Consider the following 25,603-nt stretch of genomic DNA (forward strand, 5'->3'; position numbering starts at 1 on the left):
GCCCGACCTGTCAGGAGTCCAGCAGTCCTGGCACGAAGATGTCCTGGCTGGTCAGGAGATGCTTCGAGAGTCCCTGCTCGTGGTGGTAGCGCAGGAAGGTGTCGACCGCCTTGCGGTTCGCCGCCAGGCCGTAGGGCCACCAGTCCTCTCCGAGCAGGTTGCGGTTCTCGGCGAAGAGTTCACTGAACCAGGGGGTCATGACGGCCATGTGCTGCTTCGCGGCACCCGCGCGGTACTTCTGCGCAGTGACGTCCTTGGCCTGCGCGAAGGCCCGATAGATCGCCTGGACCAGGCCGGGGCGCTGCGCGAGTTCCTTGCGGATCGCGACCAGGTGCATCATCGGGAAGATGCCGGTACGTCGGTAGTACGCGCGCTCCACCGGCTCGTAGTCGGGGAACAGGCGCGTGATCCTCCGGGAGCCGTCGAGGAACGCCCGGGGGACGTCAACCGACAGGAGTGCATCGATTGCGCCGGCTTCGAGCATGGCCCCCAGGGTCTGGCCGTCGGCCGCGTGGCGGATGTCCACGCCTGCGGGCACGGGCTGGGGGATCCAGTCGAAGGAGGGGATCGGGTGGTCGGTACCGCCGATGACCCAGCGGCACTGGTCCGGGCTGACGCCGTAGTCCTCGGCGAGGATGCCCTTCATCCACACGCCCGGGTCGTGGCCGAAGAGGGCGAACTCTCCGATGGTGCGGCCGGCCAGGTCCTGCGGCTTCTCGATGCCGGCGGCGGTGTTGACGAAGAGCGCCGAGTGCCGGAAGTTCCGGTTGGGGAAGATCGGCAGCGCCAGGAACGGTGCGTCGTCCAGGTCGAACGTGCGAAGGAAGTACGTCAGCCCCAGCTCCGCGACGTCGAAGTCGCCCTGCACCATGCGCCGGAAGGTGTCGGATATCAGAGGTGCAGTCTCGAAGGTCGCGTCCACCCCTTCGATGGCCACGGTCCCGTCGATCAATGCCGCGGTGTGCTCGTACAGGTAGGTGCCGATGGTCAGGTCGAGGTCGGGCATGCTTTCCCACCTTCGGTGCCTTGGTGGAAGCGATGCGGGCACACGTGACACCGCACGACTTCCGCGAATGATCGTTCACTATTAAGCTAGCCTGGAGTGAACGGCAGGTCAACGCGAATGGACGTTCATTTTGTTGGCCTTGGCACGGTAGGGAGAGGGGAGCGATGCCACGGATCACCGAGGCTCGACGTGAGGCGAAGCGTGCCGAGATCGTGGCCGCCGCGCGCCGCTGCTTCTCGCGCGACGGCTTCCACCAGACCTCGATGCCGGACATCGCCCAGGAGGCAGGGGTCTCCGTCGGGGCCTCCTACCGCTACTTCGCCGGCAAGGAGGACATCATCCTGGAAATCGCCGGCGACGCCTTCCGCTTGATCTTCGCGCCAGTAGAACGACTGGTCGAGGGCACCGAGGCCCCCACCGTCGCCGACCTCGTCGCCGCCTCGGTCGCCCGCGTCGCCGGCGAGGTGACCACCGACGCGGCCGGACAGCCTGTGCCCGTCGACGAACTCCTGCGCTGCGCCGTCCAGGCCTGGGGGGAACTGCTGCGGCACGACGGGCTGCGCCAACGCGCCGCCGACGGCTTCGAGCAGGTCCGCCGACGCATGGCCGACGTGCTCCGCCACGGCCAGGCCGTCGGCACGGTCCCGGCCGATCTCGACCCCGACCGGGGCACCCGGGTCGTGATGGCCCTCCTGCACGGCTTCGTCCTGCAACGCGTCGCGTTCGGGCTCGACGACACCGACGGATTCACCCGCGACGTGCGGGCAGTCCTGACTGACGCAGGCGTCCTCCATCCCTCGCCCCGCACCACGACTCGGACCTCGGTCAGGACCGTACCGCCGGGGTCGAGCGCGGAGAGTCCGCGGCAGCCGTAGCCGTGACGGACCGCACCGCGCCCGGGCCGACGACCAGGTGCCATGGCAGCGACCGCCGCCGCGGCGGGTTAGCCTTCAGATGCCCCGACGACGGGCACCCGCTGGACGCGCGAGCACCGCGTCCCAGCGTCCGGGGAGCGACAGAGGATCGCCTCCGGGAGGCCGGCCGACACAGGGAACACGTATGCGGCGCGACACGCCATGCCAGGCTCTGGTCGGGCGACAGCGGGAGACGGAGCTGTTGGAGGCAGCCCTGGAGCGGGCCGCGGGCAGCGAGGGCGGCGGCTCGGCCGCTCTGCTGCGTGGCGAGGCCGGCATCGGCAAGAGCGCGCTACTGGAGTGGGTCGCTCACCGGGCGCGCGAGCGCGGCTTCTGTGTGCTGCGGGTGGTCGGCGTCGAGGCGGAGCGGGAGCTGTCCTTCGGCGCCCTGCACCAAGCCGCCTGGCCGTTGCTGCAGCACTCCCGTGCCTTGTCCTCCCATCATCGGGATGCGCTGGAGGGCGCGCTCGGCGGCCGGACGGAGACCCCGCCGGGGGGCTTCGCGGTCGGGGCGTCCGCGCTCGCGCTGCTCGCCGAGGCGGCGCAGCACAGCCCGCTGCTGCTGGTCCTCGACGACCTGCACTGGATCGACTCGTCGAGCGCGACCGTGTTCGCCTTCCTGCGGCGGCGCTGCGCGGAGCTGCCGCTGGTGATCCTGGGGGCGAGCCGCCCGGACGCCGCTGCAGTCGAGGCGTGGCCCACGGAGCCGCTCGAGATAGGGGCGCTGTCCGGCCCGGACGCGGCCTCACTGCTGCGGCAGTGCTACCCGGAGCTGGCCGCCGGCACGGCAGGCCGGCTCCTCGAGGAGGCGGCGGGCAACCCGCTGGCGCTGGTGGAGCTGCCGCGGCAGCTGCGGGTCGCGCAGCAGCGGGGTGTCGCTCCGCTGCCCGACCGCCTGCCGCTGGGGAGGCGCTTGGAGCGCATGTTCGCCGAGCGTCTGGGGGCGTTGTCCCCTGCGGCCGACCGCGTTCTCCTGCTGGCGGCGCTTGCCACGGGCACGGAGTGCGGAAGCGGAGCGCTGGTGTGCGCGATGGCGGGGAAAGACGGGGGAGAAGCACTGGAGCGGATCGAAGCCGGCGGACTCGCCCGGCTCGATCCGGTCGGGCGGCTGGTCTTCCGGCACCCGCTGGTACGTACGGCCGTGATCTCCAACGCGTCGGAGTCCGCGCAACGCGAGGCCCACCGCATCCTCGCCGCGTTCCTCCCGCCCGACGACCCCCGGCGGCTGGTCCACGAGGCATCGGCGGCGCTGGTCCCGGACGAAGCTCTGGCGGCCCGCCTGCAGGCGGCGGGCAGCCGGCTCGCCCGGCGCGGCGGCGACGCGGAAGGGGCGCTGCTGCTCAACCGGGCGGCCGCACTCAGCGCCGACCCCGCCGAGCGGGCCCGCAGGCTCACCTGGGCCGCAGTGATGGCGGCCCGTGGCGGGCAGCTGCGCCACACCGCCGCCCTGGTGCAGGAGTTGAAGCGCGGCTCGGTGCCGTCGGACATTGCCCCGCTGTTCGCCTACGCGGTGGTGTACGTCGACCAGAGCCACCTGATCGACTTCGAGTCCTCCTCCGCCCTGCTGCCCGCCGCCCTGGACGCCCTCACCGCCCCGGGCGCCGAGTCCTTCGGCGGGCTGGCCGAGCAGGTCTACTTCAAACTGTTGCTCGCCGCGACCTGCACGGACGACCCCAGAGCGTGGGAGGCCCTGGAAAGGCACCGGGGAAGCGTTTCCGAGGCGGGCCGACTCTGCCTCCGGGCCTGGACCGATCCGGCGCGGGGCGTGGCCGAGGAACTGCGGGAGGTGGTCGACGCAATGAACGCGGAGCAGGAGGCGGGGGCGGCCTGGCTCCTGTTGTGGACCGCTTCGGCGGTCGACAGTGCCGACGGTGACCTGTGGCGGCGCTTCACCGGGCTGCACGTCTATGCGACGCAGGGCTCCGTGGCGAAGGCCAAGTGCTACCAGGACTATCTGCGGGGCCGCTGGGACCTGGCCCCCGTCTGCCTGCGCGAGGCCGAGGCGGCGGAGGAGCTCGGCTACCACTGCAACGCGTTGATCTTCCGGCACTACTACGCCCACTTCCTGGCCGGCCGCGGCGACGAGGCAGGGCTTCGGGAGATCGAACGGCTCATCAGACCGACGGCTGCTCGCGCCCGGATGGGTTTCGTGCTGGACCGGTTGACCCATCTGCAGGGCCTGGTGGCGCTGGCCTACGGTCGCTACGAGCAGGCATACGCACATTTCGCCGGGATAGCCCCGCCCGGACGGCTGCCCAAGAGCCTGCCCTGGCTGCCCACCCTTGCCTTCGACCTCGTGGACGCCGCCGTGCACACCGGCCGACGCGACGAGGCACTGGCGCACATCTCGGCCGGGCATGCGGAGCGGGCCGCGGAGATATCCGGACGCCAGGCCTTCCTGCTGGCCGCGGCAGCCGCCCTGGCCGCGGACGACGACGAGGCCGACGCGGCCTACCGCACGGCGTACGCCGTGCCGGGATGCGAGCGATGGGTCTTCGAACTCGCCCGCCTGCAACTGGCACACGGCTCGTGGCTGCGCCGCCGCCACCGCGCCGAGGCCCGGGAACTCCTGCGCGTGGCACAGCACGCCTTCCGCAGGCTCCAGGCCGATCCCTGGGTGAAGCGCACCGAGGAGGAGCTCCGGGCCGCAGGCGACACGCCGGCAGCGGTGCGGAGCATCTCGGTCGCAGAGCTGACCGGCCAGGAACTGCGCATCGCCCGGCTCGCGGCGACGGGTCTGAGCAACAGGGAGATCGGGGAGGTGCTCAGTCTGTCGCCGCGCACGGTCGGGTCGCACCTCTACAAGATCTTTCCCAAGCTCGGCATCACCTCCCGGGCAGCGCTCGCCCATGCCCTCGCCACCCGCTGAGACCCGACTCGGAGACCGCCGTCGTCGCCTGCGCCGACCGGGCACAGCCGGTCCGACACGAGGCTGCCCTCCAACTGCCCTCCGTCCAGCGGTTCGTCACCGCCTTCCGGGGCCGACGGTGCGCACCAGGAGCACCGTCGGCGTTCCGAACGCTGGAATGTCAAAAGAAGCGCAGGTGAGAGCCCTGTGCATCGAGCGCGGGCTCGTCCTGGACAGCCGGTAGGCTACCGATACGTGGTGGGCATGGAGCAGGCCGGACGCCATGGTGAAGCAGGCCTATCGGCCGCGACAGGTTGGGAGTCCGATGATGCAGGGAGCCGCTGTCGCCGCGCCTGCTGCGGGCCCCGGCGGGTCTGCCCGAGCCGGCTCCGGGCCGGGTGGCGCGCCGCTGATCGGTCGGGAGGCGGAGGTCGGACGCATTCTGGAGTGCGTCGAGGCCGGTCGCGACCGGCCCCGGTTCCTCCTTGTGCTGGGCGAGGCCGGTAGCGGCAGGACCGAGCTGCTGAACATCGCGACGGAGCGGGCGAGCCGATCCGGTACGCGCGTCTTGGCTGCCCAGGGTTGTGAGACGGAGATGCGGCAGTCGTTCGCGGCGCTGCATCAGCTGCTGCTTCCACTGCTGGGCGATCTCGCGGGGCTGCCGGAGCATCAGCGTGATGCACTCCGCAAAGCCTTCGGGGTCGTACCGGCCACGGGGCCGGCTGAGCCCATGGTGTTCCGTGTCGCCGTCCTGACGCTGCTCGGGCTGGCCGCGCAGGCAGGCCCGGTCCTGCTGGCCGTCGACGACATCCAGAGCTGCGATCGGGACTCCCTGGATGTCCTCTTCTTCGTGACCCGGCGCCTCACCAGCGAGTCCGTGACGGTGCTGCTCGCGGGGCGCGGTGAAGTCCCGCCGCCGGGCGTCTCCGCCGAGCTCGAGGTGCTGCTGCTCGGTCCGCTGGCACCCAGGGCAGCGGCCCAGCTGCTGGACGCGCAGCCGGGTGCGCCCACCGGAGGCGCCCGGCTGGAGCTGCTCCAGCAGGCGGAGGGCAATCCGCTGGCGATCATCGAACTGTGCCGGGCTCTGCGCAGTGGTGGCGCGCACGCGCTGAGGAACGACGGCACGCCGCAGACCTCGCGCATTCAGCAGATGTTCGCCGCCCAGCTGGGCGCACTGCCTGCGGCGACGCGGCGCGCACTGCTCTATTCGGCCGCCGCGTCGACGCACGAGGAACTCACGACACTCATGGCCGCTCTGGGGGCCGGGAGCGAACTGTCCGTGTGGGCACCGGCGGAGGCGGCGGGCCTGATCACCGTCGCCGACGGACGCGTGGTCTTCCGGCATCCGCTGATCCGCACCGCTGCCTTCCATCGCGAACCCGTGCAAGCCAGACAGCAGGCACACCAGGACCTGGCAGCTGTGCTCGGAGACCAACCCTCTCGTCAGGCCTGGCACCTGGCCGGTGCGGCGATCGGCCCGGACGAGTCGGTTGCCGCGGCCCTGGAGGCCACCGCCCTCCTGGCCCAGCGCCGAGGAGGGCTCTACGCCACTGCCAAGGCCTTGGAGCAGGCCGCGCGCTTCAGCCCCCTGGACCGTGACCGGGCGCGCCGCCTCGCGAAGGCCCTGACCGCCGCGAACGACTTCGGCGACCCGGCCTGGGTCCGTGAGCTGTACGCCGGCTTCGCCGCCGTGAACCGCGACCCGGAACTGCTGGCCGTCGCCCTCTGTGCCACCAGTTGGGCGCTGTCGTTGTTCTCGTTCCAGCGTGAGGCATTCTCCCTGCTGTTCGACGCGTGGGAGCGCAACCCCCCGCTCGACAGGACCACCGCCACCGCCATGGTCACGATCGCCGGCGGCATCGCCCACCAGTCCGGGCTCGAGCAGCACCTGCGCGTCCTGCCGGGGATGCTCGACCGGGTCACCCGGACCAACCGGGCCGGGGAGCTCGGCCCCGGGACCACGGAACCGCACTACCCCCACCTCACCCGCGACGACATCGCCACCGCCGTCCTGGGCGTCGTACGGGCCACCAGCGACCCGGCGGCCCACGCCACCCGCTTGTCGGAGACCCTGGCCTCGCTGCCGCGACCATCCGATCCGCACGATTCGGCAACCGTGCACCGGATGGTCGCGGTCGGCACGATCGCCTACTACGCGGACGAGTCCGATGTGTGCGTGGACCTGTTTCGGCAGGTGTTCGTGCCGCTGCGGGCGGCGGGGGCGATGGGCCCGGTCGCGCATCTGCTCGCCGTGCAGGTGGACGTGCTGCTGGCCACCGGACGATGGACGGAGGCTCAGGAACTGATCGAGGAGGCGCAGGCCCTCGCGGCGGTCCACAGGCTGACGTATGCCGAGCTGGATCTCGACGCCCTCCGCGTGACCCTGCACGCGCTGCGCGGGGACGGCGAGCCGGGGGCCGGCCTCATCGGACCGGGTCGGCACTTCGTCAGCCTCGACGAGAACCGCGCCACGCTCGCCCGGATGCTACGGGCCCGGGGGCTCGCAGCCCTGGCCCTGGGGGACCACGAGAGCGGCTTCCGCCACCTGAGATCCCTGTTCGCGGACGACGGCACCCCGGTGCACAACTTCCTGTCCAGCCGTTCCATCGCCGTCCTTGCCGCCGCCGCCCAGAGGCTCGGTCGGCAGAGCGAGGCAGCACAGGTCCTGGCGGCGGTACGACAGGCCGAGGGCCGCAGGCCGACCACCCGGATGACGCTGTTGATGCACCACGCGGCGGCCCTGGTCGACCAGGATGCCGACACGGAACAGCATTTCCGCCTCGCTGTAGTCGATCCGGGAGCGGAGCAGTGGCCGATGGAACGCGCACTGGCCCGGATGAGCTATGCGGTCTGGCTGCGCAGGAAGCGGCGACCTCTCGAAGCGCGCGAGCAACTGGCGACTGTCATCGAGGCCGCGACCCGGCTCGGCGCGACCCGACTCGCCGCCGAGGCCGGCGCTGAACTGCGCGCGAGCGGCGCGGCCACCGTTGTCGAGGTCACCGCCCCGCTCGCGCAGCTGACCGCTCAGCAGCAGCAGATCGTCGAGCTGGCCGCGAGCGGTCTCTCGAATCGCGAGATCGGAGAACTGCTGTTCCTGTCCCCCCGTACCATTGGCACGCACCTGTACAACGTCTATCCCAAGCTCGGGATCAGCAGTCGCCGTCAGTTGCGGGACGTGATCGAGAGGCGCCCGCGATGGGAAGGGACAAGCGAGGAATGAGCGGGACGCCGCCGGATCCCTGCTGACTGCAGAGGCGCTGCACGGGTACTGGGGCACAGTGCACGATTTCGCGTCACTGTCCGCGGTGCGGGACAGCCACCCGCCCGGACCGCCGCGCGGCAGGGGGGCCACCTTCCTGTGAAGGATGCTCGCCTGAGCGCACCGCGACCACGGGGGCTGGCATGCGGACCAGTCGACTGACGTATGCAGATCAGTCGACTGACTCACGCGTCAGCCACGGGCTTACGGCAGGCTGGATTGCAGGCAGATCCAACGTCCAGGGAGGCGCCTGTGCCCACTGTCCTCTCCACAGCGCCGCTGTCCGCCACCGACCGGGCGGAGATCTGGCACGAAGCGGTTTCCGGCACCTTTGTGCCCATGGAGGTGAACCTGCTCGAGAGGGAGCCCTCGCCCGGAACGATCGTCAGCAGTCGACTCGGCTCCCTGCAGATCTCCCGCGTCCAGGCCGGACCACAAGTGGTGACGCGCAACAAGCACCATATCTCCCGGGCAGACAGCGAGTCCCTTATCGTCAGCCTTCAGCAGCGGGGCACCGCAATAAAGGAGCAGGACGGGCGGGAAACCCTGATCAAGCCGGGTGAATTCTCCATCAGTGATTCGTCCCGGCTGTTCCGGAAGAAACTCGAAGGAGAGTTCACTTTCACCTCCTTTCATTTCCCTCGTGAAGACCTCCACGTTCGGGACGAGGACCTGCAGGCGCTGACCGCCACCACCTTCACCAGCGAGCAGGGCAGCGCCGCGCTGGTGGCCACCTACCTTGCGCGCATGGCGCGCGAAGTCGAGTGCTTCGACGACGCCGTCGGCCGTCGACTCGCCGCTACCGCGCTGGATCTGATGGTGCTCCTCATCGACGAGCGGCGCGGCCGCTTCGCTTCCGAGGGCCCACAGGTTGCCGCAGCCACACTCGAGCGCGTGAAGGATTACATCATGCGCAACCTCGACGACCCCGACCTGTCACCATCCAGGATCGCCGAGGCGCACTTCATGTCTGTGCGCTACTTGCACAAGCTGTTCCAGTGCGATGACACGACGGTGAGCGCGTGGATTCGGATGCAGCGACTGGAGCGGTGCCGCCGGGAACTGCTGCGTCCCATGGGCAGGGAGCGGGGGGTGGCGGCCATCGCCCACCGCTGGGGTTTCGCAAGCCACAGCCATTTCAGCCGGGCCTTTCGCGCGGCCTACGGCACCACGCCCAGTGAATGGCGGGTCCAAGGATAGGGCGGAGCGCAGTTCGGGAACACCCGCGGTGCACCCGGGGACAAGTAACCGGTGGCTTCCGCCCATAGCGTGGTGGTGAGGAGAATTCCCACGACGCAAGGAATCGCAGATGTCCGACCCGACAACTCACGTCCCGCCCTTTCCCGGGGGCGGGGAACGGCCTTGAACGGCAGCTCCTGCCCCACTGTCGTCCTGGTGCACGGCGGCTTCACCGATGCCGGCAGCTGGGCCCGTGTCATCACCGAACTCCGGAAGCACGACATTCCGGTGTACGCGCCACCCAATCCGTTGCGAGGACTCGCGGCGGATTCGGCGTACATCGCGTCGGTCGCGGAACGGATCCGGGGTCCGGTGATCCTGGTCGGGCACGCGTACGGCGGCGCGGTCATCAGCGTTGCCGGCATGGCGGACAACGTGGTCGCCCTGGTCTATGTCGCCGCCTTCATCCCCGATGAAGGGGAAAGCGTCGCCGAACTGCAGGGGCGCTTCCGGGACTCGCTGCTGGCCGCGCACCTGTCTGCCGCGCCCCGTCCGATTGACGGCTCCGAACCGGGCACCGACTTCTCCATACGTCCGGACGCCTTCCGGGCGGTGTTCGCTGCCGACCTGCCCCAGCAGGTCACCGCAGTCCTCGCCGTTGCCCAGCGCCCTGTGGCCGAAGCGGCCCTGGCGGAGAAAGCCACCGCACCCGCATGGCGGTGCAAGCCGTCCTGGGCCCTGATCGCGGGCGCCGACCAGGTCATCAATCCTGAAGTCGAGCGATTCGGGGCCGACCGTGCGGCCTCCGCCACGGTCGAGGCCGACGGCGCCTCCCACGCGGTCGCGCTGTCCCGGCCGGCAGTGGTCGCCGCCCTCATCCGCGACGCAGTGGACGAAATCAGCTGACAGACCACATCCACGTCCAACACCGTTCAACCGAAGGAGAACGCACCATCATGAGTTCCGACATCTCCCGCCGCACCGTCACCACGACGCTCCTGGCCGGAGCGGCCACGCTGGGGACCAGCCGACTGGCTGTCGCCGCCCCGCAGCCGAGCGGAGCCGCCGCTGCTCCGCATCGGCCGCGGCCCGAACCCACCGTGGTGCTCATCCACGGCGCCTTCGCCGACGCATCGAGCTGGAAGGGCGTCGTTGAACGCCTGCAGACCCGGGGCCACCGGGTCCTGGCAGCCGCGCTCCCGCTGCGCGGCCTGGCGAGCGACGCAACGTACATCCGCAGCCTGCTGCAGAGCATTGCCGGACCCGTCGTTCTGGTCGGCCACTCCTACGGCGGTTCTGTCATCACCCAGGCCGCAGCAGGGCTGCCGCAGGTCAAGGCACTCGTCTACATCGCTGCCTTCGTTCCCGACATCGGGGAGAGCGCACTGGAACTGACCGGGAAGTTCCCCGGCTCGACCCTGGCCCAGGCCACCTCGACCCTGACCTACCCCCTGCCCGGCGGAGGAACGGGCGAGGAGCTGCTCATCAGGCAGGACCTGTTCCACCAGCAGTTCGCGGCCGGCGTCCCCACCGAGACCGCGCGGGTCATGGCCATCGGGCAGCGGCCGATCACTCTGAGCGCTCTACAGGAACCCACCAGGGCCGCCGCGTGGAAGACCATTCCCAGCTGGTACCTGGTGGCCACCGAGGACCGCAACATCCCCCCGGCGGCCGAGCGGTGGATGGCCCAGCGAGCACGCGCCCGCACTGTCGGCGTCCGAGCACCGCAAGCCGCCTCGGTGACCGACCCGGGCGCCGTGACCAACCTCATCCTGGGCGCAGCCCGCTCCGTCCACTGAGCAGCACGCCCGCCCCTTCCTCGCCGCCGGAACGGGCGGGCGCTCACGCCAGGATGCGCCGGACCAGCCGGTTCCGTGGTCCAGGCCGACGACAGGGCGCGCATGGAGAGACCAGCTGCGGTGCACGGGATGACAAAGCAGAGGTGGCGGCGGCTCATAGCGTGGTGGCCAGGAGTTCCCCCTACACAAGGAGTCACAGATGTCCGACGCCACCGTTCCGGTTCAGCCCGTTCTGGAGCCCGAGGCCCTCGCTTTCGCCGAGGCGACCGCCAACCCCCCGTACCTGTTCGATCTGGCCCCGGCCGACGGGCGCAAGGCCGTGGACGAGGTCCAGTCGGGCGAGGTCCGACTGCCCGCGATCGACGAGGAGTGGACCACGGTCGCCGGCGGGCCCACCGGCAGCGTGCGGGTCCGCATCGTTCGCCCGGCAGGGGCCGCCGGGGTGCTCCCGGTGATCCTGTACATCCACGGCGCCGGCTGGGTGTTCGGCAACGCCCACACCCACGACCGGCTGGTGCGGGAACTGGCCGTGGGATCCGGGGCCGCAGTGGTGTTCCCCGAGTACGACCTGTCGCCCGAGGCCCGCTACCCGGTGGCCATCGAGCAGAACTACGCCGTCGCCCGGTGGATCGTGGCCGAAGGCGCGTCCAAGGCCCTGGACGGCACCCGCCTGGCCGTGGTCGGGGACTCGGTCGGCGGCAACATGAGCGCCGCCCTGACCCTGATGGCCAAGGAGCGCGGCGACGTCTCCCTGGTCCAGCAGGTCCTGTTCTACCCGGTCACCGACGCCGGCTTCGACACCGGCTCCTACCACCAGTTCGCCGAGGGCTACTTCCTGCGCCGCGACGGCATGCAGTGGTTCTGGGACCAGTACACCACCAGCGAGAGCGACCGCGCCCAGATCACCGCCTCCCCGCTGCGCGCCACCACGGAGCAACTGACCGGCCTGCCCCCGGCCCTGGTCATCACCGGCGAGGCCGACGTGCTCCGCGACGAGGGCGAGGCCTACGCCGCCAAGCTCCGCGCCGCGGGCGTGGCCGTGACCGCCGTCCGCATTCAGGGCGTCATCCACGACTTCGTCATGCTCAACGCCCTGCGCCCCACCCACGGCGCCCAGGTGGCCATCACCCTGGCCACCGACGCCCTTCACAGCGCCCTGCACCAGGCCTGACCGGCCCGGCAGACCCACAGCAACCCCGTCCTCATGCGAAGGAGGGTCTCCGTGACCCAGCCGACCTCTCCGACCGTCGTCCTCGTGCACGGGGCATTCGCTGACGCCTCGAGCTACGCCCGGGTCATCCCCGAGTTGCTCGCCGACGGCTTCGACGTCGTGGCCCCGGCCGTGCCCAACCGCAGTCTGATCGGCGATGCGGCCTACATCGCCTCGTTCGTCCGGCAGATCCCCGGCCCCGTGGTGCTGGTCGGCCACTCGTACGGCGGCGCGGTGATCACCGTCGCCGGCGTCGAGGACAATGTCAAAGCCTTGGTCTACCTGGCCGGCTATGCCCTCGAGCAGGGCGAGAGCCTGGGCGAACTGCAAGGCCGCTTCGCCGACTCGGACCTGGCCCAGGCCCTGGTCTACACCCCGTTTCCGATCGAGGGCTCCACCGGGTCCGGCACCGACGTGTCCGTGGACGCCGCCAGGTTCCCCGCAGTATTCGCCGCCGACGTCGAGCCCGAACTCGCCGCTGTCCTGGCCGTTTCCCAGCGCCCGCTGGCTGCCCAGGCGTTCGCCGACGCGGCTCCCGCCGCGGCCTGGAAGACCAAGCCCTCCTGGGGTCTGGTCTCCACCGCGGACCGCGCCATCAACCCCGAGGTCGAGCGCTTCGGGTACCAGCGCGCCGGAATGACCACCATCGAGGTCCACTCCTCGCACCTGGTCATGCTCGCCCACCCCAAGAAGGTCGCCGAGCTGATCCGCGAGGCCGTCCACGCCACGGTCCACTGACCACGACCGCCCACACGCTGCTGCCGTCCGGCCACCACGACAGGACCGGCGGCAGCCGCCAGGAGCGCCACCCCTTCCAGGAGCCCCCATGAGCGATCAGCCGCTGCTGCACCAAAAAGCACACCAGGTACGGGGGTTCGGAACTCTCCACCAGTTCCCGCTCGGCCTGGGCCACGACGCCCGGATGTACTCCTGCCAGCGCCTGAACCAGGCCCTGGCGGACACCCAGTTCCTCTACGCGCTCTACAAGAAGCACCACTGGCTGATGCGCGGCGCCACCTTCTACCAGCTCCACCTGCTCCTGGACAGCCACGCGGAGCAGCAACTCGCCCTGGTCGACACCCTGGCCGAGCGGGTCCAGAGCCTGGGCGGCGTCGCCGTGGGCGATCCCCGCCACGCCGCCGAGATCACCGCCATACCGCGTCCGCCGGACGGAGTCGAGGACGTCCCCGCCATGCTGTCACGGCTGTTGGAGGCACACGAGACGATCCTCGTCGACGCACACGACGCGGCCGCCCGTGTCGCCGCGCTCGGTGACGACGGCACCAACGACCTGCTCGTCTCCCAGGTCATCCGCACTGGAGAGGCCCAGGCCTGGTTCCTGGCCGAGCACCTCGTGGACACCCCGCTCGTCCGCAGCTGACGTCCACCCAGCGGCGTCGCCCTGTCCGGGCACACCTCTCGCATGACCGGGCCGGGGAACCGCTTCGGCTCCCCGGCCCACCCCCCGACATCCCCGACCCTATGGAGCAGATGATGCGCAGCAGTTCCCTCGTCCCCCTCCTGGACTCCTGGCAATGGCAGGCCGGCGCCGCCTGCCGGGGCATGGCCTCCGCCGTGTTCTTCTCGCCCCCCGGTGAACGCGGAAGTGCCCGCCGCTCCCGCGAGCAACGCGCCCAGCGGGTCTGTGGCACGTGCCCGGTACTGGACCAGTGCGCTGCCTTCGCCCAGGGCACCGACCAGCCGTTCGGCGTCTGGGGCGGACTGACCGAACGGCAACGCCATGCCCGGGCCACACCGTGAGCGCCGCCCAGGTACCTCTGACGCGCCTTCCGGCCCTTCTGCCGTTCGAGAGCACCGCCCGACATGCGTGGAACGGTGTGGTCGTGGTCGCGCGCGGGGAGCTCGACCTGGCCACCGCACCGCACTTCGAGGCAGCACTGGCAGCCCACCTGCGCAATCGGCCACAGACCCTGACCATCGACCTGAGCGCGGTGACATTCATCGACTGCGCGGGCCTCAACGTCCTCCTGCGCGCCCGGGTCCACGCCCGGCGCAGCCAGACGGACCTGCACCTGGACCCCATCAGCAGACCGGTGACCCGGCTTCTCACACTGACCGACAATCTTGATCTTCTCGCCAGACCGCATCGCGCAACCCGCTCCGTCGGCAGCGTTTCCCCTCCCACATTGAGCTTCATCCCGGGGCCCCCGGGCAAGCCGCTGCGGCGCACCAGCCGCATCCGGGACGCTTAGGCATGACACATGGAGAGACAGTGAGCACCGAACCCCGTACGGCCACCGCCTGGGCACCGATGGCGATCCCGGTCTTCAGGATCCTGTGGTGCGCACAGATGGCCTCGAACATCGGCACCTGGATGCAGACCGTCGGCGCGCAGTGGATGCTGGTGCACCAGCCCGACGCGACCGCGCTGACCTCGGCCGTGCAGGCCGCAAGCCTGCTGCCGGTGCTGTTCGTCTCCCTGCCGGCGGGCGTCCTGGCCGACGTCCTGGACCGCCGCCGGATCCTGATCGTGCTCTCCCTGCTGATGACGGCCCTCGCCGGGGCCCTGGCTGCCCTGACCCGGGCCGGACTGACCACCCCCGCCGTCCTGCTCGCCCTCACCTTCCTCCTGGGCTGCGGCCAAGCCGTGGTCAACCCCGCCTGGCAGGCCATCCAGCCCGAACTGGTACCCCGCGAGTTGATCCCGGCCGCCGCAGCGCTCAACAGCCTCAACGTCAACATCGCCCGCGCGGTGGGGCCGGCCCTGGCCGGACTGCTCATCGCCGCCAGCGGACCCTTCGCGGTCTTCAGCGTCAACGCAGCCAGCTTCGCCGTGATCACCCTCGCCGTCCTGGCCTGGCACCGCCCCCCGGGTGACCGGACCACCACCGAACACCTGCTCCCCGCCCTACGCTCGGGAACCCGTTACGTCCGCAACGCCCCAGGCGTACGACGCATCCTGCTGCGCTCGGCGCTGTTCGTCGTCCCCGCCTCGGCCCTGTGGGCCCTCCTGCCGGTCACGGCCAGCCGCACGCTGCACCTCGGCGCCGGAGGCTACGGCCTGCTGCTCGCCGCCCTGGGCGCCGGAGCGGTCGCCGGCGCGCTGCTCCTCCGCCCGCTGCGCACCCGTGCCACCGACACCTTCCTGCTGGCCGGTGCCACCCTGGTGTTCGCTGCAGGCACCGCTGCCTGCGCCCTCACCCACAGCGCTGCCCTGGCCGCCGTCGTGCTGGTGCCCACCGGGGCGGCCTGGCTGGTCAACCTCTCCTCGTTCAACACCGCCCTCCAACTCCTGCTCCCCGCCTGGGTACGCGCCCGCGGACTCGCCCTCTACCTGGTGGTCTTCATGGGTGGCCAGGGCATCGGTGCCCTGTTCTGGGGCCTTGCCGCGGGCGCCGCCGGCCTGACCACAGCGCTCCTGGCCTCGGTGGCCCTGTTGGCCACCGGTACCGCGACGCTGCCCCTGTGGCCGATGCACTCCCACCCCGCAGGCCTGGACCGCACCATCACCTCGACCTGGCCCGAACCCGCGCTCGACCTGGACCCCGACCCCGACGACGGACCCGTCCTGGTCGAGGTGACCTACACCGTCACCCCCGAGAACGCCGAAGCGTTTCTGGCCGCCATGCGCCCCGTCGGAGTCTCCCGCCGCCGCACCGGCGCCGAACGCTGGACCATGTTCCGCGACGCCGCACAACCCGACCACTACATCGAGGTCTTCCAGGTCCCCTCGTGGGCCGAACACCTTCGCCAGCACAACAGCCGTACCACCGCCACCGACACCGACTTCATCGGCGCCGCCACCGCGCTCACCGCGCAGCCCCCCGGCGTCCGCCATCTGCTGCCGCCGGCGCCCGCAACGCCCGCCGGCAGGGACGATGGACCACGGGCGACACCGGTAGCTCAAGCCTGACAGCACCACCCGCAGCTGGACGTCCTCCCGCTCCGCCTCGCGCTTCCGGGGCGGGCGCCCATGACACGCGACTCAGCGGGGTGCGTCGAGCACGTTGAGGATGCGGGTGGCGACGTGCAGGTTGAGGCGGTCCTCGACGTCACCGAGGTCGTGCCCGGTGATCTCGCGGATGCGCCGGAGGCGGTAGCGGACGGTGCTGCGGTGGATGAGCAGCGTCTCCGAGGTCGTGTCGTAGCTGCCGCCGCTCTCCAGATAGCGCGAGAGAGTCATCACCAGCTCGGTGTGGTGGCGGGCGTCGTAGTCCAGTAGCCGGCCCAGCCACTGGCGGACGAAGCGGTCGGCTTCCCGTTCGCCGTCGCCGGTGCCCATCATGCGGCACAGGCCCAGCTCCTCGAAGGCCGTGCTGCCGTACGGGTCCTGGGACCGGCGGCGGACGGTGAGGGAGCGGACCGCCTCGTTGTAGGAGTGCGGCAGGTCGGTGAAGACGTCGCAGTGGCCGCCGACCCCGATCGCACCGGCCCCGGTGCCGAGTTCCTCCGAGACGGCCCGGTACAGCTCGTCTCCCGGGTCGCGCCGGTCCTCACCGGCCACCAGGACGACCGTGGTCGCGCCACGAGAGCCGACCAGTACGTCCCGGTGCAGCCGTTCGGCCGCCCGCACCACCGCGTCCCCGAGCGCGGCCCTCTCGGCCGTCCCGGGCCATTCCAGTACGGCGACCTTGTGCGGCCGGTGCAGGTCGTGGCCCAGGGCTGCCGCCTGGGTGAAGACGTCGTCGGTCGCCTCGCCTGAGATCAGCCGGTTGACCAGGTCGCGTCTCAGTTGGGGCTCCAGCTCGGCCAGCCTGCGCTCGTACGCGAGCTGGGGAGCCAGCACCAGCGCGGCCTGTTCGAGCGCCGAGGTGTCCGTTTCCGCCGCCCGCCGGTCCGGGTCCACCAGCGCGACGATGCCGAGCAGATCACCGGCCATCTCGATGGGGACGATCAGCCGTTCCCGGTCCCGGACGGTGCCGGGCCGGCGTTGCGCGCCTTGTATCAGGACGTCCCGGCGCCGGTTGTCCGCGCCCGGGGGCGGCCCACTGCTGGGTCCCCTCCGGGGGTCGTCCTGGCCGGGACCGGCCCAGGCCCGCGTGTTGCCGAAGCGGTCCTCGGTGAGGGCCGCGAATCCCGTGTGGTCGTACAGTGCCTGCAGGACTCCCTGCTCGCCCGTGCCGGAGACGGCGGCGCGGGAGAGCGCCTCGCGGATGGCGAGCCGAGAGGTGAGGGCCGAAACGGTCGCGCCGAGTCCTGCGGTGGGTGAGCCGCCCTCGGTCCCCAGCAGGCTGCCCGTCTCTGGCAGGTCCCCTGTCCCCGGCATGCTCCCGGACCCGACGCGGGCCGACGCTCCCGGGTGCCCGGCGAGGTGCGCGAGGACGATCCCGGTCTGCTGTGCGAGCAGATCGGTAAGGGCGGTCTCCTCGGCCGAGGGCGTGGTCAGGGACCGGACGACGAGATAACCGAGGCAGTGGTTCCGGTACCGCAGCGCGATGGCCCGGACCCACAACCCACCCGGCTCGTGCAGGCGACGGCTGCGGCCGTCCAGGGCGTCGATCCGCCGGTCGAGCCGTTCGGCGGCCGCCACGCCGGCGGCGGCTGCTTCAGCCGGGGCTCGGCCGGTGCAGTCCGCCGCCGGTTCCCGCGCCGCCGCACTTCCCGGTCGGGCGGCGGCGGAGGCGCCCACCCGGCGCGGTGGGCAGCGCCGCACCAGACCGTCGTGCACGGCATAGGCCGCTTCGGCGGTGAAAGGGCCGGTGGCGGCGATCGCCGCCAGGGCCCCCCACAGCACCTCGCGCTCGTCCTTGCCGTCGAGCATGACCGTCACCAGCCGTAGCACTGCGTGTTGCGCGGCCTCCGCCTGCGGGATGGGGTGGAGGGGGCCGGCGGCCGGAAAGGGAACAGCGTGCATCGCAGGTCCATTCGCGGGTCGACAGCGGCTTCCCGCCTTTCACGCTACGCCGTTCGGCAGGGGGACTCACCTGCGAACCGTGTCCCGTCCGTCCTCGCGGACCGGAACGCCGGCGCGGATTGGTCCTGCCGGGGCGAGGAAGCGCGCCGCGTACCGTGCCAGGCTGCGAGTAGGTGCGGTGTTCCCGGGCTCCGTAAGCCTGGCAGCCCGCCGATCGGTCCCGCGTCGCGACGGAGGAGATTCCCATGGCGAAGGCAGTAGGCATCGATCTCGGCACCACCAACTCGGTCATCGCGGTCTGGGAGGGCGGTGAGCCCGCTGTCGTCCCGAATGCGGAGGGGGCCAGGACGACCCCGTCGGTGGTCGCCTTCTCCGATGACGGCCAGCGGCTGGTCGGACAGCTCGCGCGCCGGCAGTCGATCCTCAACCCCAAAGGCACCATCACCTCCGCGAAGCGGTTCATCGGCCGTCGCTACGACGAGATCTCCGACGAGGCCAAGGCGGTCTCCTTCGACGTGGTCGAGGGGCCCGGCGGGGTGGCCCGCTTCGAAGTGAGAGGAAAGCAGTACGCGCCGGAGGAGATCAGCGCGCAGGTCCTGCGCAAGCTCGCCGACGACGCCGGGAAGTCGCTCGGCGAGAAGGTGACCGAGGCGGTCATCACCATACCGGCGTACTTCAACGACGCGCAGCGTCAGGCCACCAAGGACGCCGGGAGGATCGCCGGCCTTGAAGTCCTGCGGATCATCAACGAACCGACGGCCGCGGCGCTGGCCTACGGGTTGGACAAGAAGGGCCATGAGACGGTCATGGTCTTCGACCTCGGCGGCGGCACGTTCGACGTCAGCCTGCTGGACGTCGGCGACGGCGTCGTGGAGGTCCGCGCCACGGCAGGCGACTCCCACCTGGGCGGCGACGACTTCGACCGCCGGCTGGTGGACCACTTGGCGGACGGCTTCCAGAAGGCCGAGGGCATCGACCTGCGCAAGGACCCGCAGGCTCTGCAGCGCCTGTTCGAGGCGGCCGAGAAGGCGAAGACCGAGCTGAGTTCGGTCAGCCAGACCCAGGTGAGCCTGCCGTTCATCACGGCGGACGCCTCCGGGCCGAAGCACCTCACCGAGACGGTCCGCCGCTCCACCTTCGAGCAGATCACCTCGGACCTGGTGGAGCGCTGCCTCGAACCGGTCAGGACGGCGATGAGCGACGCCAAGGTCACTGACAACGACATCGACGAGGTCATCCTCGTGGGCGGCTCGACCCGTATCCCGGCTGTGCAGAACCTGGTCCGCCGGATGACCGGCGGCAAGGACCCGAACATGAGCGTCAACCCCGACGAGGTCGTGGCGCTGGGCGCCGCCATCCAGGCCGGGGTGCTCAAGGGCGAGGTCAAGGACGTCCTGCTGCTGGATGTCACTCCGCTGTCGCTGGGTGTCGAGACGGCCGGCGGCGTGATGACCAAGATCATCGACCGGAACACCACCATCCCCGCCCGCCGGTCCGAGACCTTCTCCACGGCTGAGGACAACCAGCCGGCTGTGGACATCGTGGTGCTCCAGGGCGAACGCGAACTGGCCGCCGACAACAGGGTGCTGGGCCGCTTCCGGCTGGAGAACCTGCGGCCGGCCCGGCGCGGGGAGACCCAGATCGAGGTCACCTTCGACATCGACGCCAACGGCATCCTCAAGGTCAGCGCCAAGGACCGGGACACCGGTGCCGAGCAGTCGATCACCATCAGTGAGGGCTCCAACCTCGACCCGTCCGAGGTCGAGCGGATGATCAACGAGGCCGAGAGCAACCGCACCAGCGACCTGGCCCTGCGCGAGGCCATCGACGCCCGCAACGAGCTCGACGCCGCCGCGTACCAGGTGGAGCGCCGACTGGACGACCTCGGCGGCGCCGCACCGGAGCACGAGCGCGCCCGCGCCCACCTGCTCATCGACGAGGCGCGTACCGCCGTCAAGGAGGAGGCGTCCGCGGAACGGTCCCGGAGCCTGACCTCCGAGCTCCAACAGGTCCACGCGGCGCTGGCCGCCCACGCCGCCGCCCCCGGCGGAGCCGCGGGCGGAGCCCGGCCCGGCCCGGCGCCCGGCCAGGGTTCCGAGGGCGGCTCCCCGAGCGGCGACGACGACGTCATCGACGCCGATTTCGACAAGAGCTGAGGCGGCGACATGTCGGATCAGGAACAGACGCGTGCTGCCGAGGACCGCTCCCCGCCCCCGCCCCCGCAGACGCCGCTCGAGCACACGCCCGCACCGCAGACGACCCCGCGGCCCCCCGAAGCCGGGGAGCAGGAGCAGGCGGCCTGCAGCCCCGAGGTGGAGGAGTTGGAGGACCGGTGGCGGCGAGCCCTCGCTGACCTCGACAATCTCCGCAAGCGCTACGGCCGTGAGCTCCCCCGGGAAAGGGAGGCCGAGCGGGCCAAGGTGGCCGCGGCGTTCCTCCCGGTCGTCGACAACCTCGAACTGGCCCTCGCCCACGCGGGCGCCGACGACCCCGGCGCGATCGTCAGCGGAGTCCGGGCGGTACGCGACCAGGCCGTCGAGGTGCTGCGAAGCCTCGGCTACCCCCGCTACGAGGAGACCGGCGTCCCCTTCGACCCCGAGCAGCACGAGGTGGTGTCCGTGGTGGATGAAGCGGACACCACTGCGGGCACCGTCGTCCAGGTGCTGCGGCCCGGCTACGGCGAACCCGGCCACCAGCTGCGCCCGGCCGCGGTAGCGGTCAGCCGCAAGCCGGAGTGAGGCCGCCATGGCAGACGACTTCTACGAGGTGCTGGGCGTCCCCCGCACCGCCGACGCCGCCGAGATCCAGCAGGCGTTCCGTACGCTGGCCCGTCGCTACCACCCGGACGTCAACCGCGACCCGGCCGCAGAGGAGCGCTTCAAGCAGATCAATGAGGCGTACAGCGTGCTGTCGGATCCCGGCACCCGGGCCCGCTACGACCGCTTCGGCCCCGACTTCCGGCAGGTTCCGGAGGACTACGACGAGCGTGTCGCGGCCGGCCGGGGTTTCGGCGGCGGAGCCGGCGCGTACCGCGGCAGTCCCTTCGGAGGCGCCCGTGGCGACGACCGGGCAGGTACCCGGAGCTGGACGCAGACCGGCTTCGACGGCTCTGGCGTCGACTTCGAGGACCTCTTCGGGGGCATGTTCGGCGGCCGGGCGGGCGGCGCAGGGCGGGGCAGCCCGATCCCCGGCGCGGACCAGGAAGCCGAACTCACGCTCAGTGTGGAGGAGGCGTACCGGGGCGGCCGGCGGAAGATCACCCTCGGCGGACCCGGCGGGGAGCGCAGCTACGACGTCACCGTCCCGGCCGGCGTCGTCGACGGGCAGCGCATTCGGCTCGCAGGGGAGGGCGGCCGGGGCCGCGGCCCGGGCGCCGCCGGGGACCTCTATCTGGTGGTCCGCATCGCCCCCCATCCCCGCTATCGGCTCGTCGGGCGCGACATCCACGTCGATCTGCCGGTCACCGCCTGGGAGGCCGCACTGGGGGCGACGGTGCCGGTCTCCGGTCCGGGCGGAACGGTCAAGGTGCATGTGCCGCCCGGTACCTCCACCGGCCGCCGACTGCGGTTGCGCGGCGAAGGGATGCCCCACCCCACAGGTTCCCCCGGTCACCTCTACGCCGAGATCCAGGTGATGGTGCCGCCCTCGCCCAGCCCGCGCGAGCGCGAGTTGTTCGAGGAGCTGGCCGCCGTCTCCTCCTTCGACCCGAGGAGACAGACATGAGAGCCGAACACCGTTCTCCCGCCGAAGGCGCCGGACAGCCCCGCACCAGGGCTGTCTACCCCCTGGTGCGGGTCTACCGGACCAGCCCCAGCCCCTACCAGCTCCCCCTCGCCGGAGCGGCCAGCAGGAGTGGGCTGCCGCCCGAACTCGTCAGCCGCTTCGTCGCCCTCGGGCTGGTGGACGCCGAGCGTGACGCCCGGGGTCGACTGTGGTTCCGGCCGAGCGCGCCGTCGGCCATCGCCCGGGTGCAGCGGCTGCGGGCCGGACTGGGCCTCAACTACGCGGCCATCGGCGTCGTCCTGGACCTGCTCGGCCGCGTCGAACGCCTGGAAAACGCACTGCGGCGCAGCGAACGAGCCGCCAAGGAGCCCACACCATGGACATGAATCGCCTCACCCAGAAGTCCCAGGAGGCGCTGCGGGAAGCGCAGAGTCTCGCGGTACGGATGGGCCAGACCGAGGTCGACGGGGAGCACCTGCTGCTGGCCCTGCTCGATCAGCAGGACGGCCTGACCACCCGTCTGCTGGCCGGCGCCGGCGCCGACCCGGCCGCCCTGCGGGCCGCCGTCGAGGCCGATGTCGCCAAGCGCCCCCGCACGACCGGTCCGGGCGCCGCCCCCGGCCAGGTGACGGTGACCCAGCGCCTGGCCCGGCTGCTCGACAACGCCGAGCAGGAGGCCAAGCGGCTCAAGGACGAGTACGTCTCCACCGAGCACCTGGTACTGGCACTGGTGGACGAGGGTTCGACCACCGCGGCCGGCCGGCGGCTCGGCGAACAGGGCGTCAGTAAGGACTCCTTCCTCGCTGCCCTCACCACGGTGCGCGGGAATCAGCGGGTCACCTCCGCCAACCCTGAGGAGGCGTACGAGGCCCTGGAGAAGTACGGGCGTGACCTCGTCGTCGAGGCCCGCACCGGCCGGCTCGACCCGGTGATCGGCCGGGACGCCGAGATCCGCCGGGTGATCCAGATCCTCAGCCGCAAGAGCAAGAACAACCCGGTGCTGATCGGCGAACCGGGCGTCGGCAAGACCGCCATCGTGGAGGGCCTGGCCCAGCGGATCGTGCGCGGCGACGTGCCGGAAGGGCTGCGGGACAAGACGGTGTTCTCGCTCGACATGGGCTCGCTGGTGGCCGGGGCCAAGTACCGCGGCGAGTTCGAGGAGCGCCTCAAGGCCGTCCTGTCGGAGGTCAAGGGCGCCGAGGGCCGGATCCTGCTGTTCGTGGACGAGCTGCACACCGTCGTCGGGGCCGGCGCCGCCGAGGGCGCGATGGACGCGGGCAACATGCTCAAGCCGATGCTGGCCCGCGGCGAGCTGCACATGATCGGCGCCACCACGCTGGACGAGTACCGCAAGCACGTCGAGTCCGACGCCGCCCTGGAGCGCCGCTTCCAGACCGTCCTGGTTGACGAGCCGACCGTCGAGGACGCCATCTCCATCCTGCGCGGCATCCGCGAGCGGCTGGAGATCTTCCACGGCGTCAAGATCCAGGACAACGCGCTGGTCGCCGCCGCCACCCTCAGCCACCGCTACATCAGCGACCGCTTCCTCCCGGACAAGGCCATCGACCTGGTCGACGAGGCCTGTGCGCGGTTGCGGACCGAGATCGACTCCATGCCCGCCGAACTCGACGAACTCACCCGCCGGGCCACCCGGTTGGAGATCGAGGAGGCCGCGCTGGACCAGGAGACCGACCCGGCCAGCCGCGCCCGCCTGGAGCACCTGCGGCGCGAACTGGCCGACCTGCGGGGCGAGGTGGACGCCAAGCACGCCCAGTGGGAGGCCGAGCGCCAGGCCATCCGCAAGGTCCAGGAACTGCGCCAGGAACTGGAACGCGCCCGGCAGGAGGCCGAGCAGGCCGAACGCGCCTACGACCTCAACCGGGCCGCTCAGCTGCGCTACGGAACCGTCAGCGAGCTGGAGCGCCGGCTGGCCGCCGAGGAGGAGCGGCTCGCCGGCAAGCAGGGCGAGAGCCGGCTGCTGCGCGAGGTGGTGACCGCCGAGGAGATCGCTGAGATCGTCTCCGCGTGGACCGGCATCCCCGTCACCCGCCTCCAGGAGGGCGAGCGGCAGAAGCTGCTCAAGTTGGACGAGATCCTGCGCGAGCGGGTCGTGGGCCAGGACGAGGCCGTCCGGCTCGTCGCCGACGCGGTGATCCGGGCCCGTTCCGGGGTACGCGACCCGCGCCGGCCGATCGGCTCGTTCATCTTCCTCGGCCCGACCGGCGTCGGGAAGACCGAGCTGGCCAAAACGCTGGCCGCCGCCTTGTTCGACAGCGAGAGCAACATGATCCGCCTCGACATGAGCGAGTACCAGGAACGCCACACCGTCAGCCGCCTGGTCGGAGCGCCCCCCGGATACGTGGGCTACGAGGAGGGCGGCCAGCTCACCGAGGCCGTGCGCCGCAAACCGTACTCCGTCGTCCTGTTCGACGAGATCGAGAAGGCGCACGCCGACGTCTTCAACACGCTGCTCCAGGTACTGGACGACGGCAGGATCACCGACGCCCAGGGACGTACCGTCGACTTCCGCAACACCGTGATCATCATGACCTCCAACCTCGGGTCGCAGTACCTGCTCCAGGACGCCACCCAGGCCGGCGAGATCAAGCCCGAGGCGCAAGCGCTGGTGATGACCGAGCTCAACGGCCATTTCCGCCCCGAGTTCCTCAACCGCGTGGACGACATCGTTCTCTTCCACCCCCTCGGCATCGCGCAGATCGAGCGCATCGTCGACCTGCTCCTCGACGAGTTGCGCAACCGCCTCTCCGAGCAGCGCATCACGCTCGTCCTCACCGAGCCGGCCCGGCACCTGATCGCCGCCGAGGGCTACGACCCGGTCTACGGGGCCAGGCCGCTGCGCCGCTTCATCTCGCACGAGGTCGAGACCAGGATCGGCCGCGCGTTGCTCAGCGGCGAGGCACGCGAAGGCGTGACCATCCTGGTCGACGCCACGGGCGGCGAACTGACCGTCACTCTCCAGGACACGTCGCAGGAGCCGTGATGACTACTTCTCCGGAAAACCGTGCCGACCGTGCCGACCGCGGCGGCGGTAACGACGGCGCCGAGACCTCGGTGCGGACGGTCGCCTGCGCCAACTGCGGCCGGACCAACCGCGTACCCGCCGCGGCGCAGGGCAGCCCGCGCTGCGGAAACTGTCGGGCCCCGCTGCCGTGGATCACCGAAGCGGGCGACGCCGACTTCGGGGTGGTCGCCGAGCAGGCGAGCCTGCCCGTGCTGGTCGACCTCTGGGCCACCTGGTGCGGCCCCTGCCGCCAGGTGAGCCCAGCGCTCGAACGGGTCGCCGAGGACCTGGCTGGCCGGATCAAGCTGGTGAAGGTCGACATCGACAAGTCCCCGCTCCTGGCACGGCGGTTCGAGGTCCAAGCCGTACCCACCCTGCTGCTTCTCGACCACGGCAGGCCCATCGCCCGCCAGACCGGTGCCGCACCCGCGAACGCGCTGCGCCACTGGCTGGACAAGTCGCTGCCGGCGTCCCACGCACCGGCCGATCCCACCTCTGGGAGGCTGTGATGACCGGACTTCCCGACCCGCACCTGTCCATGGTCCAGCCCGTGGTGCCCAGAACACCGCAGGGCTGCGAAGACTGCCTGCGCATGGGGACTCCCTGGCTGCACCTGCGCCTGTGCCTGACCTGCGGCCACGTCGGCTGCTGCGACTCCTCGCCGATGCGGCACGCCCGTGCTCACTCGGCGAGCGACGGGCACCCCATCGTTCGGTCGTTCGAACCCGGCGAGGACTGGCGGTGGTGTTTCGTGCACGAGGCGATGGTCTGAGCCCGGCGAGCCCGCCCGGTGCTTCTTCCGCCTCCGCCACTGCCTTCCGCCTCCGC

At 71.2% G+C, this 25,603-nt stretch carries 21 protein-coding genes; 19 read left to right on the forward strand and 2 right to left on the reverse strand.

All coding sequences use genetic code 11. The annotated features are described in order from the left end of the window. Positions 1-10: 10 nt before the first annotated feature. A complete protein-coding gene (locus GXW83_RS24285) occupies positions 11-1,006 on the reverse strand; it encodes a 4,5-dihydroxyphthalate decarboxylase (RefSeq protein ID WP_182445177.1) in 996 nt (331 codons plus the stop codon). A 164-nt stretch (positions 1,007-1,170) separates the two neighbouring features. Here GXW83_RS24285 and GXW83_RS24290 point away from each other — a divergent pair, with 164 nt between their 5' ends. From GXW83_RS24290 to GXW83_RS24345, 12 genes are all read left to right on the forward strand, one after another. Next, a complete protein-coding gene (locus GXW83_RS24290; protein WP_182445178.1) occupies positions 1,171-1,881 on the forward strand; it encodes a TetR/AcrR family transcriptional regulator in 711 nt (236 codons plus the stop codon). A gap of 184 nt (positions 1,882-2,065) precedes the next feature. Further along, entirely contained in the window at positions 2,066-4,789 is a 2,724-nt protein-coding gene (locus GXW83_RS24295) for a BREX system ATP-binding domain-containing protein (RefSeq protein WP_182445179.1), read from the forward strand. A 262-nt stretch (positions 4,790-5,051) separates the two neighbouring features. Beyond that, complete coding sequence (locus tag GXW83_RS34405; RefSeq protein WP_225447220.1) at positions 5,052-7,988, forward strand: LuxR family transcriptional regulator; 2,937 nt, start codon at positions 5,052-5,054, stop codon at positions 7,986-7,988. 291 nt (positions 7,989-8,279) lie between these two features. Then, positions 8,280-9,227 (forward strand): helix-turn-helix domain-containing protein, encoded by a 948-nt coding sequence (locus GXW83_RS24305; protein ID WP_182445180.1) that lies wholly within the window; start codon positions 8,280-8,282, stop codon positions 9,225-9,227. Positions 9,228-9,389: 162 nt separating this feature from the next. Further along, positions 9,390-10,112 (forward strand): alpha/beta fold hydrolase, encoded by a 723-nt coding sequence (locus GXW83_RS24310; RefSeq protein ID WP_182445181.1) that lies wholly within the window; start codon positions 9,390-9,392, stop codon positions 10,110-10,112. A gap of 50 nt (positions 10,113-10,162) precedes the next feature. Continuing rightward, positions 10,163-11,005: an alpha/beta hydrolase gene (locus GXW83_RS24315; RefSeq protein WP_182445182.1), complete on the forward strand. Its 843-nt coding sequence runs from the start codon at positions 10,163-10,165 to the stop codon at positions 11,003-11,005. Between the two features lie 199 nt (positions 11,006-11,204). Beyond that, on the forward strand, positions 11,205-12,176 hold the full coding sequence (locus GXW83_RS24320) for an alpha/beta hydrolase (RefSeq protein ID WP_182445183.1): 972 nt from the start codon (positions 11,205-11,207) through the stop codon (positions 12,174-12,176). A 51-nt stretch (positions 12,177-12,227) separates the two neighbouring features. Then, positions 12,228-12,953, forward strand: coding sequence for an alpha/beta fold hydrolase (locus GXW83_RS24325; RefSeq protein WP_225447221.1), 726 nt, complete (start codon positions 12,228-12,230; stop codon positions 12,951-12,953). An 88-nt stretch (positions 12,954-13,041) separates the two neighbouring features. Further along, positions 13,042-13,596 (forward strand): Dps family protein, encoded by a 555-nt coding sequence (locus GXW83_RS24330; protein ID WP_182445185.1) that lies wholly within the window; start codon positions 13,042-13,044, stop codon positions 13,594-13,596. 113 nt (positions 13,597-13,709) lie between these two features. After that, on the forward strand, positions 13,710-13,976 hold the full coding sequence (locus GXW83_RS24335; protein ID WP_225447222.1) for a WhiB family transcriptional regulator: 267 nt from the start codon (positions 13,710-13,712) through the stop codon (positions 13,974-13,976). Beyond that, positions 13,973-14,428, forward strand: coding sequence for an STAS domain-containing protein (locus tag GXW83_RS24340; RefSeq protein ID WP_182445186.1), 456 nt, complete (start codon positions 13,973-13,975; stop codon positions 14,426-14,428). The genes GXW83_RS24335 and GXW83_RS24340 overlap by 4 nt, the downstream gene beginning before the upstream one ends. Positions 14,429-14,448: 20 nt before the next feature. After that, the gene (locus tag GXW83_RS24345) at positions 14,449-16,089 is read left to right on the forward strand and encodes an MFS transporter (protein ID WP_225447223.1); all 1,641 of its coding nucleotides are present in this window, start codon (positions 14,449-14,451) and stop codon (positions 16,087-16,089) included. A gap of 72 nt (positions 16,090-16,161) precedes the next feature. On the opposite strand, the gene GXW83_RS24350 is transcribed toward GXW83_RS24345, so the two are convergent. After that, the gene (locus tag GXW83_RS24350) at positions 16,162-17,937 is read right to left on the reverse strand and encodes a CdaR family transcriptional regulator (protein WP_225447538.1); all 1,776 of its coding nucleotides are present in this window, start codon (positions 17,935-17,937) and stop codon (positions 16,162-16,164) included. A gap of 338 nt (positions 17,938-18,275) precedes the next feature. On the opposite strand from GXW83_RS24350, the gene dnaK reads away from it, so the two are divergent. The 7 genes from dnaK to GXW83_RS24385 are packed head-to-tail and all read left to right on the forward strand — an operon-like array spanning position 18,276 to position 25,547. Further along, positions 18,276-20,186: a molecular chaperone DnaK gene (gene dnaK, locus GXW83_RS24355; RefSeq protein WP_182445191.1), complete on the forward strand. Its 1,911-nt coding sequence runs from the start codon at positions 18,276-18,278 to the stop codon at positions 20,184-20,186. Positions 20,187-20,195: 9 nt separating this feature from the next. Then, positions 20,196-20,768 carry a nucleotide exchange factor GrpE gene (locus GXW83_RS24360; protein WP_182445193.1) on the forward strand — a complete coding sequence of 191 codons (573 nt, stop codon included), beginning with the start codon at positions 20,196-20,198 and terminating at the stop codon, positions 20,766-20,768. A 7-nt stretch (positions 20,769-20,775) separates the two neighbouring features. Then, a complete protein-coding gene (locus GXW83_RS24365; RefSeq protein ID WP_182445195.1) occupies positions 20,776-21,753 on the forward strand; it encodes a DnaJ C-terminal domain-containing protein in 978 nt (325 codons plus the stop codon). Beyond that, positions 21,750-22,139, forward strand: a complete 390-nt coding sequence (locus GXW83_RS24370) for a chaperone modulator CbpM (protein WP_182445197.1) — start codon at positions 21,750-21,752, stop codon at positions 22,137-22,139. Before GXW83_RS24365 ends, GXW83_RS24370 begins: the two co-directional genes overlap by 4 nt. After that, positions 22,130-24,754, forward strand: a complete 2,625-nt coding sequence (gene clpB, locus GXW83_RS24375; protein ID WP_182445199.1) for an ATP-dependent chaperone ClpB — start codon at positions 22,130-22,132, stop codon at positions 24,752-24,754. Before GXW83_RS24370 ends, clpB begins: the two co-directional genes overlap by 10 nt. Then, positions 24,754-25,284, forward strand: coding sequence for a thioredoxin (gene trxA, locus GXW83_RS24380; protein WP_182445201.1), 531 nt, complete (start codon positions 24,754-24,756; stop codon positions 25,282-25,284). Before clpB ends, trxA begins: the two co-directional genes overlap by 1 nt. Next, complete coding sequence (locus tag GXW83_RS24385) at positions 25,284-25,547, forward strand: UBP-type zinc finger domain-containing protein (protein ID WP_182445203.1); 264 nt, start codon at positions 25,284-25,286, stop codon at positions 25,545-25,547. The genes trxA and GXW83_RS24385 overlap by 1 nt, the downstream gene beginning before the upstream one ends. Positions 25,548-25,603 lie beyond the last annotated feature (56 nt).

This window comes from Streptacidiphilus sp. PB12-B1b (genome assembly GCF_014084125.1).
Lineage (GTDB): Bacteria > Actinomycetota > Actinomycetes > Streptomycetales > Streptomycetaceae > Streptacidiphilus.